This window comes from Brevundimonas sp. FV1ps31S (genome assembly GCF_058681265.1).
This window is the reverse complement of the sequence record NZ_CM178735.1, coordinates 1481589-1496939: the sequence shown is the minus strand read 5'-3', so window position 1 is coordinate 1496939 and position 15351 is coordinate 1481589. Positions and strand designations below refer to the sequence as shown.

The following is a 15351-nucleotide window of genomic DNA, read 5'->3' as shown; positions in this document are numbered from 1 at the left end:
AAGGAAGTGTGGCCGAGTGGTTTAAGGCACTGGTCTTGAAAACCAGCGACGGTGAGAGCCGTCCGTGGGTTCGAATCCCACCGCTTCCGCCACGGCCGCGATCGTGCGAGGCTGCCCGGATGAAGCGCTTCGCCACAGCCGCCCTCGCCCTTACGCTGGTCGCCACGACCGTCGCCTGCACTGACAGCAAACGCGCGCGCAACGAGGCGACCTGGGGCGACACGCCGGCGGATATCACCTGCTGGACCTATGGGGTCGAGAACTTCAAGGGGCGGTCTACCGGCAAGGTCGAATATGACGACGGCGGACGCATCTCCTTCGTGGACGCTGCCAACAACCGCTACACGACCATCGATGGCGACTGCCGCGTCGTCTATCAGCAGCCGGCCAAATAGGCTTCAGGCCGAATCGCTGCGGCCCAGGTGGGTCTCGCCGCGCCGGCGGGCCAGTTCGATCTGCCTCTGCCGCTCGGCGTAGCGGAGCCGTTGGGCGTCGTCGCGGGCGTCGCGGCAGCGGTCGCAGCAGACGCCCTCGATAAAGTGAGGAGAGGCCCGCCCCTCGGCATCCAAAGGCATGCGACATCCCCGGCACAGGGTGTGATCGCCCTGAACCAGCCCATGACCGACCGAAACCCGCTCGTCGAAGACGAAACAGTCGCCATGCCACAGGCTGTCGCCCGGCTCGACTTCTTCCAGATACCGCAGGATCCCCCCCTCCAGGTGATGGACGTTCTCCACCCCCTCGGCCTTCAGAAAGGCCGTCGACTTCTCGCAGCGAATTCCGCCGGTGCAGTACATGGCGACGCGTTTGGGCTGTCTCTCGTCCAACAGGGCGCGCCCCTCGGTGCGGAACCAGTCGGGGAAGTCACGGAAGCTGCGGGTGTTCGGCTGCACCGCGCCTTCAAAGGCGCCGATCTCGCCCTCGTAGTCGTTGCGGGTGTCGATCACCAGGGTGGTCGGATCGGCGATCAGAGCGTTCCAGTCCTGAGGCGCGACATAGACCCCGGCCTGCCGCGCTGGATCCAGATCCGGCTGGCCCATGGTGACGATTTCGCGCTTGATCCGGACCTTCATCCGCAGAAACGGCATCTCGCCGGTCCAGGCGTATTTGACGTCCAGATCAGCAAAGCCGGCAAAGGTGCGGATGGTGGTCAGCACCGACTCTACCCCCACTTCTGGCCCTGCGATCGTGCCGTTCAGACCTTCATTCGCGACCAGCAGCGTCCCCTTGACCCCGCCGGCGTCACAAACGGCCTGCAACTGCGCGCGCACGGCCTCGACGTCGCCGACGGCTGAGAACCGATAGAGCGCCGCGACGCGGATCTGGCCGATGTTCGCGAATGTTGAGTCGGTCATGGCGTGGCTTTCAGCGGCGCCGTCGCGAAGGTGGCGCGCCCTGCAGGACTCGAACCTGCAACCGTCCGCTTAGAAGGCGGGTGCTCTATCCGGTTGAGCTAAGGGCGCTCGGCAGCGAGCCGGGCGTCAGTGCGTCCAGGGCTGTTTGCGATTGGGGGCGAAATTGTCGGCATAGGCCTTCAGGATCGTCGGGGCCTCGTTCGGCTCGTGCAGGCGGAACGGAATGCCGTGGCGCTCGGCATAGGCGACGGCTTCTTCCTTCGAATCAAAGGCTAGGCGCACCTGACCGTTCATATCCGACGAGCTGGTCCAGCCCATCAGGGGATCGATCGTGCGGGCCGACGCCGGTTCGAATTCCAGGCGCCAATCGCGGCTCTTGGCCTTGCCGGACTGCATAGCGGTCTTGGCCGGGCGGTAGATGCGGGCGAGCATGGCGAAATCCCTAGTGATCGGCAGGTCCTATGGACCTGCCATAACGCGCGCCGGACACGGAATCCAGCGGCCGTTCCTTGGTCGGGGCGAGAGGGTTGAAACTCAGCCCGGCTCGCGGCCTTTTTACGACGCGCAGAGAAAAGCAACAACGCCGAGACTTAGCCCCCCGGACCATGAACCTCAGCGCCAGCTAACATCAGCCTTTGTGAGCAACAACCAACATCGACGTGCAGACATAGCCGCCAACGTGCAGTTTAATATGTGCAGCGCTGCCGTCGAAATATGGCTCGGGGTCGTAGTTCAGATCAAACGAATGAGTGCCTGCGTTGAAATCGATCGGCTCAAGGCCACAACGAATGTGCCGTAGACGATAATCCAACAGTTCCATGTCCCGCTTGCGGTATATAACGTTTCCGGGAGTCTCGAACGTGCCATCATTGGAGGTCACGTTGAACTCTGTCGTGTGAACCGCAATGCCTCCCGATTTCAGCAGGCGCATAGAATTCTCTACAAACGCCAAGCCGTGCTCGAGCGACCCTAAATGTTCGAAAGCGCAGCTACTCCATAGGAAGTCATAGCCGCCTTCGAGATCGGAGATGTCGTTCATGTCGACAGGCTGGAATCGAACCAACTTGTCGAACCGATCTTTAGACAAGAAGCGTTCATGATAGACGGCGTCCAACTCGGACGCATGTTGTGCGGTCTCGGACCACTCCACGCCCACAGCATCAGCCATCAGATCCGTGGCAAGGATTTCGCAGCCGTGAGACGCCATCACTGAAGCCAGAGGTTCCCGACCAACGGCGAATCCGATCCCGCGTCGATTCTCACGAAGCATTCCATGTGAAGCCAGCACCTCCAGAATCGCCGCGTACTCCCAGGCTTTTCTGTAGGAAGTCTGGACATCGAGTCTGACAGGATATTGCAGTCCGATGACGTTGGCCCATTTCCTGTACCAAGACGTCTCAAAATGCTCATGTCGGCAAACAGTGGATTTCAGCATGGTTCCTCCAGAAGGCGTCATCTTCCACTATGGTGAGGCACTAAACAAGGTCGGGTTTTCCACAGCCTGCGGCGCACTAATGCTGTTCAGACCACGGACGAAGATGTTGTATACACCGCTTGTGCTCAGGCTGAGGCCGGTTTGAACGCTCTTCTTCGACTTTGATTCGGACGGTCCCCGGGCCGCTTTCGGGCAATCTTATGCTGGCGTCAGCACTCATTTTCAGGCGCGGGAAGAAGAGGCGCTCTGCGTGTTCGCCTTTTATCCGAAGGATTATGCACTGGCTGTTCGTGGCGGCTCGCTCAGGGCGCTCTACCCGAGTTCGCCCTCGAGCTATATGCCGCGCGGCGCACAACTTCCGAAGTGGCCTTCATCGTGGTCGCCGACTCACGAAGGTGTTCCTCCCGTTCACCGCGATCAGATAGCCCAAATCCGCATTTGGCGCCCAGGGCGTATCCCCCGCAAGTCAGACGAACGGCCCTAAGGCTGCGTCATTGATTCCATTGGTCGGGGCGAGAGGATTCGAACCTCCGACCCTCTGGTCCCAAACCAGATGCGCTACCAGGCTGCGCTACACCCCGGACCGAACGGAGCGCTCTATTGGCACTTCGCGACGCGATCCGCAATCAAGGCTTGAAATAAGGATGCAAAACCTTGTCCCCGGGCTGGGCCCCGATCTCCGCCGCTCGGCCGGCCCTCAGTTCCAGCACCCCGTTCGCCGGACCGTTCGAGGGAATTGGGGCCTGCGAAAAGGGCGTCGCGTGGGAGGCTATGGAGACGATTCGTCCCGCTGGATCAATGTAAAGAATATCGAGGGAACTGGGCGTATTCCGCATCCAGAAGCTCTGCTCGCGCGGCGCCTCGCCGGGCCACTGGAACAGCATGCCCTGATCGTCGGCCAGAGGCGGACGGAACATCAGGCCGCGTTGGCGTTCGGCCTCCTCGTCGGCGATTTCCACCCAGAAGGCGTGCTCGCCGGACGCCGTGACGATGGCGAGCCGCTGCATCGGCTCGCCGTTCGGGCCATTTGGCGCCTTGGCCGCGCAAGCGGCGAGGGCGAGCGCCCCCAACCCGATCACGAGAAAACGTCTCATCGCATCGATCATACGCCCATCCCAGGGCGATGGATCAGTCGCCCGTTCTGATTTCGGCGACCACCAGTCCCTTGGGACCACTGGCGAACCGCACCTGCACCACATCGCCCGGGGCCAGATCGTCAAGGCCGCAGCGACGCAAGGTCTCGATATGGACGAAGATATCGCCGGGCGCACGATCCCGCACGACGAATCCGTAGCCCTTGGTGCGATTGAACCATTTCACGACAGCCGGCTCCAGAGCGTCGCCCGTTTCAGCGACGGCGGTGAAGGTTTCGGCAGTCGAAGTCGGGCGTCGAATGGCGACGCCAGGCGAACCCGCGCCCAAGTCGTGGATCTCCACCGCTTGCCATCCCTTGGATCGCTTCACGCAATTGCAGACGATGGCGGCCCCCTCGTCGGCCGTCTCGCGACCCGTGTCGCGCAGGCTGCTGATGTGCAGCAGCACATCCCGCAGTTCGGTCAACGTCGGATCGTCCGGCACGATGAAGCCGTAGCCCTTCGCGGGATCAAACCACTTCACGCGCCCGACGACACGAACGGTCTCCGCCGTTTCCATCCCATCGTAGTCAGACAAATTCGCAACCCCCGTCCGCTCCTCTTACGGACATGTTTTACGTTTAACACTGTTCCGTGAATCTTTGGAAAGGTCAAAAATGCCTTTCGCAGCGTGAAAGTTGCGCCGGTCAGTAGAAACGTCTCAGTTGTGTCCTTCGAAAGACACCACCTTGGATCGCCATTGGAACTGACGTCGATACAAACGTGCAAAGGTCGGGCGGCCTGGAGGCTCGGCCCGTCATCGTCCCGCGTGGCAGTCCCTAGGGGAGTCGAACCCCTCTTTTCAGGTTGAAAACCTGACGTCCTAACCGATAGACGAAGGGACCGCTGCGCGGGAGAGCCGGCGATATAGCTGCGCCCTTAGAAGGGTGCAAGCGTGGATTTCGAGTTTTTTGCGGCGTCCCGCGCCGGCGCAAGCGGCGTCAGACCCTGCGCGGATCGGCGACGTCCTCGATCTCGAACTGTACGCCCCGGCGCCCGTTCCAGTCGTCCGCCTTCAGACGACCCACGACGTTCAGTCCCCCCTGCCCGCTCAGCAGCGCCCGACCGGTCGGCAAGTCGGCGCAACGCCAGGCCACGGCCCGCACTGAGGCACCGTCAGACCCAACCAGTCGGCATCGGACGTGTCCTCCGTTCATCTGCGTCGGCTCGCGGGCCTGGACCCCGCTCAGGGCGAAGACCGGCTCGGGATTGGCGGGTCCGAAGGGGGCCAGCCGCTCGAACGACTCAAACAGGGCCCGGGTCGCCCCGCCGGGGTCGATCAGGGCGTCGATTTCCAGCGCGTCGAGAGCCACCGCCGCGCCCCGCTGGTCGGCCAATCGCTCATTGAGGAAGTCGGTCAGCTCGGCCAACCGCCCGCCTTCCACGGTCAGGCCCGCCGCCATGGCGTGACCGCCGCCGGCGAGAAGCAATCCGGCCTCCCAGGCCGCTTGAACGGCGCGGCCCAGATTCATGCCAGGCTGCGACCGGCCCGACCCCTTGCCCAGGCCAGTGACCGGATCGATCCCGACCACGACGACCGGCTTGCGCCAGCGTTCGCGTAGCCGTCCGGCGACGATGCCCACGACGCCGGGGTGCCAGTCCTCCCCCGCCACCACCACCAGGGCGGAATCGTCCGCATGAGCGCCCGCAGCCTCGACCCGACGGACTGCGGCTTCGGTCACGGCGCGCTCGACCTCGCGACGCGACACGTTCAAGGCGTCAAGTTCGAGCGCCAGCGCCTGGGCCTCGGTCGGATCGTCGGTCGACAGCAGGCGCGCGCCCAGGTCGGATCGCCCGATCCGCCCGCCGGCGTTGATTCGCGGTCCGAGGATGAAACCTGCGTGATTGGTCTTGGCTGGCCCCTGCTCGGCTCCGGCGGCGGCCAGCAGGGCGCGAAGGCCCGGATTTTTCCAGTCGCTCATGACCTTCAGCCCCAGGCTGGTCAGGGCGCGGTTGAAGCCGGTGAGGCCGGTGACGTCGCAGATGGCGCCGAGGGCCGCGAGATCGAGCCACTGCCGGATGTCGGGTTCGGGCCGATCGGCGAAAAGGCCGCGCCTGCGCGCTTCGCGATTCAAGGCCGCCAGCAGGACGAAGACCACACCCGCCGCCGCCAGATTGCCCTGTCCCGAGGCGCAGCCCGGTCGGTTGGGATTGACCACCGCCAGGGCCTTCGGCGGCTCGCTGCGCATCAGGTGGTGATCGATGACGACGACCTTCAGATCGATGGCGGCTGCATGGGCCAGGGCCTCGTTCGCCGCCGCGCCGCAATCCACCGTCACCACCAGATCGGCTCCAGCAGACTTCAGCTTGTCGAAGGCCTGGACGCTGGGGCCATAGCCTTCGGTCAGGCGGTCGGGAACATAGATGGGCAGTTCCGCCCCCATCGCCCGAAACCAACGCACCAGAAGCGCGGCGCTGGATGCACCGTCCACGTCATAGTCGGCGAAGACGTGGATGCGGGCCTGCGCCTGCAAGGCGTCGACGACAGCCTCGGCGGCGGCGTCCATGTCCATGAAAGTGGAAGGGTCCGGAAACAGGGCTCGCAGGGTGGGGCTCAGAAAGTCGGCGCCCTGATCGGCGCCCACGCCGCGCGCCGCCAACGCGCGGGCCAGCGGTTCCTCCAGATCCAGCCTCTGCATCAGGGCCCGGATCGTGCCCGAATCGGCCGGACGTTCGCGCCAGATGCGTCCCGAAAGGGACTGGTCCACCCCTAGGAACACACTATTGATCTTGAAGCCGCCGTCATCCGCCATCGTCGCATTATCCGGGGATTCTCGCCCCCCGGCGACAGGCTCACTCAATCGGACGTCGATCAATCGGCGGCGGCGCCTTGGCCCGGTCGCGGAGGCCCTGTGCAAAAGCGTCGATCTCGGCCTGGGTGCGCGTGGAGTCCGGTGACACCGGCACGGCCTCGACCTGTGCGCGCGTCTCGGCCGCCAGGGTTTCCGCGTCAGCCAGATTCCATTCGATTCTGGCCACTTCGCCGCCCAGTACGCCGCCGCGGTCCTCCAGCCTCCGCACCTGGGCCGCGACCTCGGCGTCCCCCGGAACCGCGACCGGCGCGACAGGGAAATTATCCCAGCTGGGATAATGGCGATTGGCGTCGACCAGCGCCTGGACCCGCGGCGCTATGGGCGATGCCGGATCGGTTCTGGGGGCGAATGAGCCCGCGCACGCCCCCAACGCGGCCGATAGGGTCGTGAGACCCGCGATCGAGGTCCACAGCCTAGTCTTTTTCGAAAAGTGCGCGTTCATGTCAAAGTCGGTCTTATGCCATCGTCCCCCGCTGCGGAAGGGGATGGCGTCGAACCGGCGGTCGGCGCCGCGGAATACGAAGGACATCATGGCCAAACCTCCGAAGGACAGGACCCCGCCCGCATCGGTTTCGGCCGTAAAGACTGCGCGCAAGCCCGGGCGCCCAACCTCCGCCAAGCCTCGGGCGCCCCGCGCCAGCAAACCCAAACCCATCGAAGCCGAAGCGCCCAAGCCGGCGCCCCAACCGTCAGAGCCCGGTTCAACCGAGCCCGACGCATCCCCATTCTTTGGCGCCGAACAGGCCCGACTGGTCGAAACCCTGTCGATGAACCTGGCCAAGGCGGCCATGATGGCCCAGAGCGCCATCGCCGAGGCCGCCCTCTCCCAGGCCGATCGACCCGCCGCCCTTTCGTCCGATCCGTTCAACGTCGGCCCCGCCATGACCTCAGTCATGAGCAGCCTGGCTTCCCGGCCGGAAAAACTGTTCCAGGCCCAGGCCGACCTTTTCACCCGCTATATGGATCTGTGGAGCGGCACGGCCCGGCAGGCGGCCGGAGAGCCGATGGCGCCGGCGCCCGCCGACAAGCGGTTCAAGGATCCCGCCTGGTCGGACAATCCGATGTTCGACATGATGCGCCGCTCCTATCTGCTGACGTCAGACTGGATGAACGGCCTGATCGCCGGGGTCGAGGACGTTGATCCGGCGGTGAAGCGCCGCGCCCAGTTCTTCACCCGCCTGCTGACCGACGCCTTCTCGCCGTCCAACTTCCTGGCTTCCAACCCTGTCGCCCTGAAGGCCCTGGCCGAGACCAGCGGCGAATCCCTGGTCAAGGGAATGCAGAATTTCGCCGCCGACCTGGAGCGCGGCGCCGGAGCGCTGCGCATCAGCCAGGCCGACTATGGCAAGTTCGTCGTCGGACAGAACGTCGCCACCACGCCGGGGCAGGTGGTCTGGCGCGACGACCTGTTCGAACTGATTCAGTACGCGCCGGCGACCGAGGCCCAGCACGCAATCCCCCTGCTGATCTTCCCGCCCTGGATCAACAAATTCTACATTCTGGATCTGCAGCCGGCCAATTCGCTGATCCGCTGGCTGTCGGAACAGGGCTTCAGCGTCTTCGTCTGCTCCTGGATCAATCCGGACCTCGACAAGGCCGGCTACGGCTTCGACGACTATCTGGAGAAGGGCGTCTACCGCGCCGTCGAAAAGACGCTGGAGCAGGCGGGGACCGACCGACTGAACGCGGTCGGCTACTGTATCGGGGGAACCCTGCTGGGAGCGGCCTTGGCCCATATGGCGGCGAAGGGCGACACGCGAATCGCCGCCGCCACCTTCTTCGCAGCCCAGCACGACTTCGCCGAGGCCGGCGACCTGCTGCTGTTCACCGATGAGCACTGGATCACCGAGATCGAGCGTCAGATGGACGCCGCCGGCGGCGTCCTGCCCGGCGCGGCCATGGCCGACACCTTCAACGCCCTGCGCTCCAACGACCTGATCTGGTCCTTCTTCATCAGCAACTACCTGCTGGGCAAGGATCCGCCGGCCTTCGATCTGCTGTTCTGGAACGCCGACCAGACCCGTATGCCCAAGACCCTGCACCTGGCCTATCTGCGCCAGATGTACGGCGCCAACGCCCTGGCGCGCGGGCTCTTCAAGATCGGCGGGCTGACTGCCGATCTGTCCAGGGTGAAGATCCCGCTCTACTTCCAGGCCAGCCGGGAAGACCATATCGCCCCGATGAATTCGGTCTATCGTTCCGCCCGACTGTTTGGCGGAAAGGAGGTCACCTTCACCCTGGCGGGCTCGGGCCATATCGCCGGCGTCATCAACGCCCCGGCGGCGAAAAAATACCAGCACTGGACCAACGCCGCCCTGCCGGAGACCCTGGCCGAATGGCAGGCCGACGCAGTAGAACATCCCGGCAGCTGGTGGGAGCACTGGGCCGAATGGCTGCGCGCGCGATCCGGCGAAACCCTCCCCGCACGAGATCCTGAGGCAGGCCCGCTCAAACCGCTCGAAGCCGCGCCCGGCAGTTATGTGAAAGTCACGTCTTGAACCGTCTCGAACCCAATATCCTGCTGGCCGTCAGCACCGGCGTGGCTCTGGTTCTGCTGATCGTCACCGCCTCCGCCTTCGGCGAGCCGGGCAATACGCTCAAATATGTCATCAGCGCCGTCCTCTGCTCGACCCTGTTCGTCGCGCTGAACGGATGGATGAGCCGGCTCATGAGACGTCCGGCGCCTCAGCCGATGATCAAATCCGCTTCGCCCGACACCGCCGTCTGGGCCGGCCTGTTTCCACTGATGGTGATGGCCGCCGCCGTCGCGCCGGTTTTCGTGTCCGGCCATGATTATGGGCTGCTGGTGATCATGGCCTCCGTCCTGTTCGGCGGGACGGTCGATTCCGCTGTCCGCGCCAACCGACCTTAAGCGCCGCTAGGCGGCGACGAACTTCAGCGCCACGCCGTTGTTGCAATAGCGCAGGCCAGTCGGCCGCGGACCGTCGGGAAACACATGGCCCTGGTGTCCGAGGCAGCGGGCGCAGTGATATTCCGTGCGGGGAATGCCGATGGCCAGATCGCGCTTGCGGCCGATATTGGCGCCCATGACATCGTAGAAGCTGGGCCAGCCGGTTCGGGAATCGTACTTCCAGCCCGAACGGAACAGCGGCAGGTCGCAGCCTCTGCAGACGAAAGTCCCTCGCCCATGCTGGTCGTTCAGCGGGCTGGTGAACGGGCGCTCGGTGTCTTCACGCCGCATGACGCGCCAGGCCGCATCGCCCAGCCGCCGGCGCCATTCGGCGTCGGACATGCGGCGATACGGCGAGTCGGCGTATTGGGCCTCTCCGGCTTCGACGGGCTCGGGCGCGCAGGCGGCCAGGGCGAGGGCGCCGGCGCCCGTCAGGAGGCCCCGGCGGTTCAGGATCAGGGACTGGGTCATGAAATCCAGTACGACGGCGCACGCGAAAAGGTTTCTCGGAGCGACCGACCGTCGTCAGATCAGACCGGTCATCTCCTCAAGACCCAGCATGATGTTCAGGTTCTGCACCGCCGCGCCGGACGCCCCCTTGCCCAAGTTGTCGAGCAGGGCGACCAACCGGGCCTGTTCGCCTGACCGGTCGCCGAACACGTGCAGACGCAGACGGTTGGTGCCGTTCAGGCCCTCGGGCTCCAGACCGGTCATGGCCTCGGTCTCGTCCAGATCGGCCACCTCGACGAAATACTGGCCGTCATAGGCCTCGACCAGGGCGCCGTGGATCCGCTCGACCGACGGGGTTTCCGGCAGGGCGGCGAGGTGCAGGGGAACCTCGACCAGCATGCCCTGGCGGTAATTCCCCACCGCCGGAGCGAACAGCACCTCGCGGCTCAGGCCCGTGTGTTTCGTCATTTCCGGCACATGCTTGTGCCTCAGCGACAGACCATAGGCGCGATAGGCGGTCGTGGCGCCTTCAGCCTCAAATTCGGCGATCATCGCCTTGCCGCCGCCGGAATAGCCGGACACCGCATTGACCGTGACCGGATGGCCGGCCGGAACCAACCCCGCCTTCACCAGCGGCCGCATCAGGCCGATGAAGCCGGTCGGATAGCAGCCGGGATTGGACACGAACTGTGACCGGGCGATCAGCTCACGCTGGCCTGCGTCCATTTCGGGGAAGCCATAGGCCCAGCCCGGCGCGATCCGATAGGCGGTCGAGGCGTCGATCACCTTGACCGACGGGTTCTCCACCATGGCCACCGCCTCGCGCGCCGCGTCGTCCGGCAGGCACAGGATCACGGCGTCGGCGCTGTTCAGCGCCTCGCGCCGCGCCTCGACGTCGCGCCGACGGTCGCCCAGCAGGATCAGCTCCAGATCCGAGCGCGCCTCCAGCCGCTCGCGGATTTCGAGGCCCGTGGTGCCGGCTTCGCCGTCGATGAAGATGGTGTGGGTCAACTACTCAATCCTTCACTCCGGTCGCTGCCGGGGCGTTTTCAGTAATGGCGTTGGACTGTGTGGACAATCGGGCAAGCCATGCCGCGCCGTTTCCTAATGTCATGCCTGCCAAGCATATGATCAGAAGCACGACGGGTACTGCAATCACCCCTGCCCAGCCTTTGCCGTCAATGCTCAGGCCAAGCACTTTGATGGAAACCGAATGCATCGGTCTCTCAGACGATTTGCGACATTTGGACACCGGGCACATCTCCGCATTAGCGAACTGATGTGATCCCTAAGGGGTATGGGGCCTTCGCAACGCGCTCCTGTCAACTAACCAAACTCATGGAAAAGCTGACGTTCTTCCTGCAGAGTCAGACGGTTGACTGAAAAAACAACGCGCCCGAACCGCTCTCCAACTTCACCTTTTCGTGCGCGCAGCCACAGAAAAAGGGCGCTCCGGGTGTTCCCGAAGCGCCCCAAATCCAAACCGCGTGAACGCGATTAGCGCTTCGAGAACTGGAAGCTGCGGCGAGCCTTGGCGCGGCCGTACTTCTTACGCTCGACGACGCGGCTGTCGCGGGTCAGGAAGCCGTGCGGCTTCAGGACCTTGCGCAGTTCCGGTTCGAAATGCGTCAGGGCGTGCGACAGGCCGTGGCGGATGGCGCCGGCCTGGCCGGACAGACCCGAACCTTCGACGGTGCAGACCACGTCATATTGCGTGGCGCGGTCCGAGACGGTCAGCGGCTGGGCGATCATCATACGCAGCACGGGGCGAGCGAAATATTGCTCCTGATCCTTGCCGTTGACGGTGATCTTGCCGGTGCCGGGCTTCACCCAGACGCGGGCGATGGCGTTCTTGCGCTTGCCGGTCGAATAGGCGCGGCCCTGGGCGTCCAGCTTCTGGACATAGACGGGGGCGTCGTTCTCGACCGAAGAGCTCAGGCCCTTCAGGGCGTCAAAGCCGGTGGCGGCTTCGGTGTTGGTCACGTCGGTCATGCTCAGACGCTCCGGGTGTTCTTGGGCGACGCCGACTTGAAGTCGATCGTTTCCGGTTGCTGGGCTTCATGTTCGTGCGCGCCGCCGGCGAACAGACGCAGGTGCGTCATCTGCTTGCGGGCCAGCGGGCTTTCCTTCGGCAGCATGCGCTCGACGGCCTTCTCGAGCACGCGCTCGGGGAAGCGACCGCCCAGAACCTTCTCCGGGGTCGTCGACTTGACGCCGCCCGGGTGGCCGGTGTGGCGATAATAGACCTTGTCGGTCGACTTCTTGCCGGTGAACACCACCTTGTCGACGTTGGTGACGACGACATAGTCGCCGCAGTCAACGTGCGGGGTGTAGTCGCCGCGGTGCTTACCGCGCAGACGGTTGGCGATGAAGGTCGCGAGACGGCCCACCACGACGCCTTCGGCGTCGATATGGATCCACTTCTTCTCGACCTCGGCCGGCTTCAATGAAGCCGTGGTGCTCTTCAGCATTGAGGGGGTTCCTAGAGACGAAATCGGGTCCGGCCCCCAAGGGAACCGAATGAAGGCGCGCTGATACAGGAGAGGATGGGGCGCGTCAACGTGCCCTGTGACACAGTAATCCTAATAACTAATTGTTTTGTAATGCTTTTTTGTTTACGGTATTAAAATACCCGATAATCAAGGCGCTGCGTCGTTACAAAATAACGGAGCTTGTCATCAAACCATAGCCATTCAGAGTCATCGGAGGACAAACTTCGGAGCCTCCCATGACCCTTCACCGTCGCGGCTTGATCGCCTCGAGCGCCGCCCTCGCCTTCTCGGGACTGGCCCGTCACGCCGCCGCCCAGACCGAAGGCGAAGAGACCTACATCAACGAGGTCCACGGCTATGGGCCGCTGACCCCTGATCCCAGCCGACTGCTCGATCTGCCTGAAGGATTCTCCTACCAGGTGGTGGCCCAGGGCGGCGACACCATGGACGACGGCCTGTTCGTTCCGGGACAACCCGACGGCATGGCCTGCTTCCCTCTGGAAGGCTCGCGTGTGGCCCTGGTGATGAATCACGAACTGAAAGGGTCGTCCGGTCTACACCGGAATCTGGGCCCCGGCGGTCTCAATGAAGAGCGGCTCGGCCTATTGGACGCCGCAAAGGCCTATGACACCTACAAGAACGGACGCCCCCTGCCCGGCGGTTGCTCCACTATCATCTATGATCTCCAGACCCGCCAGAAGGTCAGTCAGCATCTGACCCTGGCCGGCACCTCCACCAATTGCTGCGGCGGGCCGACGCCGTGGGGCAGTTGGTTGAGCTGCGAAGAAACCATCGACACCCCCGCGACCGCCGACATGACCAAGAGCCACGGCTGGGTGTTCGAGGTCCCGGCCGCCGCAACCGGCCTGGTTGATCCCGTGCCTTTGAAGGCCATGGGGCGTTTCGATCACGAGGCGGTCTGCATCGATCCCCGCACAGGCATGGTCTATCTGACCGAAGACGACAATTCCGGCCTGTTCTACCGCTTCATTCCCAAGACGCCGGGCAAGCTGGCCGAAGGCGGCAAGCTGCAGGCGATGGCCTGGAAGGGCGCACCCTCGGCCGACACCCGCAACCAGGACGACCGCGCCTGGGCTGTCGGCGACTGGCGCGAGATCGAGTGGATCGACATGGTTGATGTCGAGTCCCCCAACGGCGACCTGGCCAAGCGCGGCCACGCAGCCGGCGCAGCCTGGGTGGCGCGCGGCGAGGGCGTCTGGTGGGGCGACAACGAAATGTACTTCACCGCCACCTCAGGCGGCCCGATCCGGCGCGGTCAGGTCATGCGACTGGTTCCCGGCCTGAACGGCGCGGCCGACCGGCTGCAGCTTTTCGTCGAAAGCACCGACATCAAGACGATGAACATGGCCGACAACATCACCGTCGCGCCGTGGGGCCACCTGATCCTGTGCGAAGACAACTATTCCACCGACGTCCGCAACCACCTGAAGGGCGTCACGCCGGACGGCAAGGTCTATACCATCGGCCGCAACGTCTTCACCGGCAACTCCGAGTTCGCGGGCGCCTGTTTCTCGCCGGACGGCGAGGTGCTGTTTGTCAACATCATGTACCCGGGCATGACCCTGGCGATCAGAGGCCCATGGTCCTCGGTCCGGACATGAAGATCCGGGGCTGAGATCTCAGCACCAGCCACAGGTTCGCCGTCGCCGAGGCCAGGACGACGGCGGCCCCCGCCTGGTGCAGCACGCCCAGCCACACCGGCACGGCGTGCATCAGGGTTACGACGCCGAGCACGGCCTGAATCCAGACAAGGCCGGCCAGCCCGAAGGCGGCCAGCCCCATCCCCTCGGCCACACGCCAACGCCAGGCCTGGAAGGCGTAGATGCTGACGGCGACCAGCAGCCCATAGGCGACAAGCCGATGATTGAACTGGGTCAGGGCCTGATCGTGCAGGAAGGCCCCCGCCCCCAGGCTCCAGTCGGCCGGCGGCAGGATAGCGCCGTTCATCAGCGGCCAGTCAGTATAGACCAGTCCGGCATGACCGCCCGCGACCAGGGCGCCCAGCAGGCACTGCACGAAGACGAGCGCCAGCAGGAAACCGGCGCCCCGGACCCAGCCCGCCGGCGGCCGGCCGTGATCTTCGCCATTCCACGCCTCAAGCCCCGTCCAGATCAGAGCGGCGAACAAGATGAAAGCCAGGCCGAGATGGGTCGCCAGACGCTCCGGCGCGACGCTGACCCGTTCGGAGAGACCGCTGGACACCATCCACCAGCCGATCAAGCCTTGTAGCCCGCCCAAGGCCAGAAGCAGAACGCAGCGCCAGATCAGCCGGCCCGGCATGGCCCACTCACGCCAGACCGAGCGCGGCGGAGCGAGACGGCAAAGCAGGAAAAAAGCCAGCGGCAGGGCGAAGACCAATCCCACCGCGCGACCGATCAGCCGGTGCAGCCATTCCCACCAGAAGATGCCCTGGAACTCGCCCAGGCTCATCCCGGCGTTGACCTGGGCATATTGCGGGATCTGTCGATACTTCTCGAAGGCTTCGGCCCATTGAACGTCGTTCAGCGGCGGGACAGCCCCCATGATGGGCCGCCACTCGGTGATGGACAGGCCTGACCCGGTCAATCGGGTGATGCCGCCGACCACCACCATAAGGAAGACGACGGCCGCCGTGGCGAAGAGCCACAGGGCTACGCTGCGGCTGTGATCTGGATTTCCGAAACGGTTCATTCGACGCCCGACACTGACCCGGATATGCTGTCGCTCTCGACCGTGACCAAATCGCGACCGTGGGGGTATGC

General features: G+C 64.5%; 17 protein-coding genes and 4 tRNA genes. 5 read left to right on the top strand and 16 right to left on the bottom strand.

Going from position 1 to position 15351, the window contains the following annotated elements:
- Positions 1 to 2 precede the first annotated feature (2 nt).
- Both ACVPT3_RS07035 and ACVPT3_RS07030 read left to right on the top strand, forming a co-directional pair.
- Positions 3 to 92 (top strand) — tRNA-Ser (locus tag ACVPT3_RS07035).
- Positions 93 to 119: 27 nt separating this feature from the next.
- Positions 120 to 395 (top strand): hypothetical protein, encoded by a 276-nt coding sequence (locus ACVPT3_RS07030; RefSeq protein ID WP_492043434.1) that lies wholly within the window; start codon positions 120 to 122, stop codon positions 393 to 395.
- 3 nt (positions 396 to 398) lie between these two features.
- Here the strand turns inward: ACVPT3_RS07030 and trhO are convergent, their stop codons facing one another.
- From trhO to ACVPT3_RS06980, 10 genes are all read right to left on the bottom strand, one after another.
- A complete protein-coding gene (gene trhO, locus ACVPT3_RS07025; protein WP_492043795.1) occupies positions 399 to 1331 on the bottom strand; it encodes an oxygen-dependent tRNA uridine(34) hydroxylase TrhO in 933 nt (310 codons plus the stop codon).
- Between the two features lie 55 nt (positions 1332 to 1386).
- Positions 1387 to 1463 (bottom strand) — tRNA-Arg (locus ACVPT3_RS07020).
- An 18-nt stretch (positions 1464 to 1481) separates the two neighbouring features.
- On the bottom strand, positions 1482 to 1787 hold the full coding sequence (locus ACVPT3_RS07015) for an ETC complex I subunit (RefSeq protein ID WP_271166349.1): 306 nt from the start codon (positions 1785 to 1787) through the stop codon (positions 1482 to 1484).
- Positions 1788 to 1983: 196 nt separating this feature from the next.
- Entirely contained in the window at positions 1984 to 2790 is an 807-nt protein-coding gene (locus ACVPT3_RS07010; protein ID WP_492043433.1) for a class I SAM-dependent methyltransferase, read from the bottom strand.
- A 504-nt stretch (positions 2791 to 3294) separates the two neighbouring features.
- Positions 3295 to 3371, bottom strand: a tRNA-Pro gene (locus ACVPT3_RS07005).
- 45 nt (positions 3372 to 3416) lie between these two features.
- Entirely contained in the window at positions 3417 to 3896 is a 480-nt protein-coding gene (locus tag ACVPT3_RS07000; protein ID WP_492043432.1) for a DUF192 domain-containing protein, read from the bottom strand.
- A 22-nt stretch (positions 3897 to 3918) separates the two neighbouring features.
- Positions 3919 to 4443 carry a cold-shock protein gene (locus tag ACVPT3_RS06995; RefSeq protein WP_492043794.1) on the bottom strand — a complete coding sequence of 175 codons (525 nt, stop codon included), beginning with the start codon at positions 4441 to 4443 and terminating at the stop codon, positions 3919 to 3921.
- Positions 4444 to 4693: 250 nt separating this feature from the next.
- Positions 4694 to 4768: transfer RNA gene (locus ACVPT3_RS06990), tRNA-Glu, on the bottom strand.
- Between the two features lie 96 nt (positions 4769 to 4864).
- Positions 4865 to 6676, bottom strand: coding sequence for a single-stranded-DNA-specific exonuclease RecJ (gene recJ / locus ACVPT3_RS06985; RefSeq protein ID WP_492043431.1), 1812 nt, complete (start codon positions 6674 to 6676; stop codon positions 4865 to 4867).
- A 40-nt stretch (positions 6677 to 6716) separates the two neighbouring features.
- Positions 6717 to 7268, bottom strand: a complete 552-nt coding sequence (locus ACVPT3_RS06980) for a hypothetical protein (protein ID WP_492043430.1) — start codon at positions 7266 to 7268, stop codon at positions 6717 to 6719.
- Between ACVPT3_RS06980 and phaC the strand changes: the two genes are divergently transcribed.
- Together phaC and ACVPT3_RS06970 are read left to right on the top strand one after the other, a co-directional pair.
- The gene (gene phaC / locus ACVPT3_RS06975; protein ID WP_492043429.1) at positions 7267 to 9234 is read left to right on the top strand and encodes a class I poly(R)-hydroxyalkanoic acid synthase; all 1968 of its coding nucleotides are present in this window, start codon (positions 7267 to 7269) and stop codon (positions 9232 to 9234) included. The genes ACVPT3_RS06980 and phaC overlap by 2 nt on opposite strands.
- Positions 9231 to 9608, top strand: coding sequence for a hypothetical protein (locus ACVPT3_RS06970; RefSeq protein ID WP_492043428.1), 378 nt, complete (start codon positions 9231 to 9233; stop codon positions 9606 to 9608). The genes phaC and ACVPT3_RS06970 overlap by 4 nt, the downstream gene beginning before the upstream one ends.
- Before the next feature lie 6 nt (positions 9609 to 9614).
- On the opposite strand, the gene msrB is transcribed toward ACVPT3_RS06970, so the two are convergent.
- The 5 genes from msrB to rplM form a co-directional block, all read right to left on the bottom strand.
- Positions 9615 to 10118, bottom strand: a complete 504-nt coding sequence (gene msrB, locus ACVPT3_RS06965) for a peptide-methionine (R)-S-oxide reductase MsrB (RefSeq protein ID WP_492043427.1) — start codon at positions 10116 to 10118, stop codon at positions 9615 to 9617.
- Between the two features lie 54 nt (positions 10119 to 10172).
- On the bottom strand, positions 10173 to 11108 hold the full coding sequence (gene argC / locus ACVPT3_RS06960; RefSeq protein WP_492043426.1) for an N-acetyl-gamma-glutamyl-phosphate reductase: 936 nt from the start codon (positions 11106 to 11108) through the stop codon (positions 10173 to 10175).
- Between the two features lie 4 nt (positions 11109 to 11112).
- The gene (locus tag ACVPT3_RS06955) at positions 11113 to 11316 is read right to left on the bottom strand and encodes a hypothetical protein (RefSeq protein ID WP_426025957.1); all 204 of its coding nucleotides are present in this window, start codon (positions 11314 to 11316) and stop codon (positions 11113 to 11115) included.
- Positions 11317 to 11594: 278 nt separating this feature from the next.
- Positions 11595 to 12089: a 30S ribosomal protein S9 gene (gene rpsI, locus ACVPT3_RS06950; protein WP_492043425.1), complete on the bottom strand. Its 495-nt coding sequence runs from the start codon at positions 12087 to 12089 to the stop codon at positions 11595 to 11597.
- A gap of 2 nt (positions 12090 to 12091) precedes the next feature.
- Entirely contained in the window at positions 12092 to 12565 is a 474-nt protein-coding gene (gene rplM / locus ACVPT3_RS06945) for a 50S ribosomal protein L13 (protein ID WP_183196355.1), read from the bottom strand.
- A 260-nt stretch (positions 12566 to 12825) separates the two neighbouring features.
- Between rplM and ACVPT3_RS06940 the strand changes: the two genes are divergently transcribed.
- Positions 12826 to 14211 carry an alkaline phosphatase PhoX gene (locus tag ACVPT3_RS06940; RefSeq protein ID WP_492043424.1) on the top strand — a complete coding sequence of 462 codons (1386 nt, stop codon included), beginning with the start codon at positions 12826 to 12828 and terminating at the stop codon, positions 14209 to 14211.
- Here the strand turns inward: ACVPT3_RS06940 and ACVPT3_RS06935 are convergent.
- On the bottom strand, positions 14180 to 15280 hold the full coding sequence (locus tag ACVPT3_RS06935; RefSeq protein WP_492043423.1) for a COX15/CtaA family protein: 1101 nt from the start codon (positions 15278 to 15280) through the stop codon (positions 14180 to 14182). The two genes, ACVPT3_RS06940 and ACVPT3_RS06935, sit on opposite strands and share 32 nt — an antisense overlap.
- Positions 15281 to 15351: the final 71 nt, after the last annotated feature.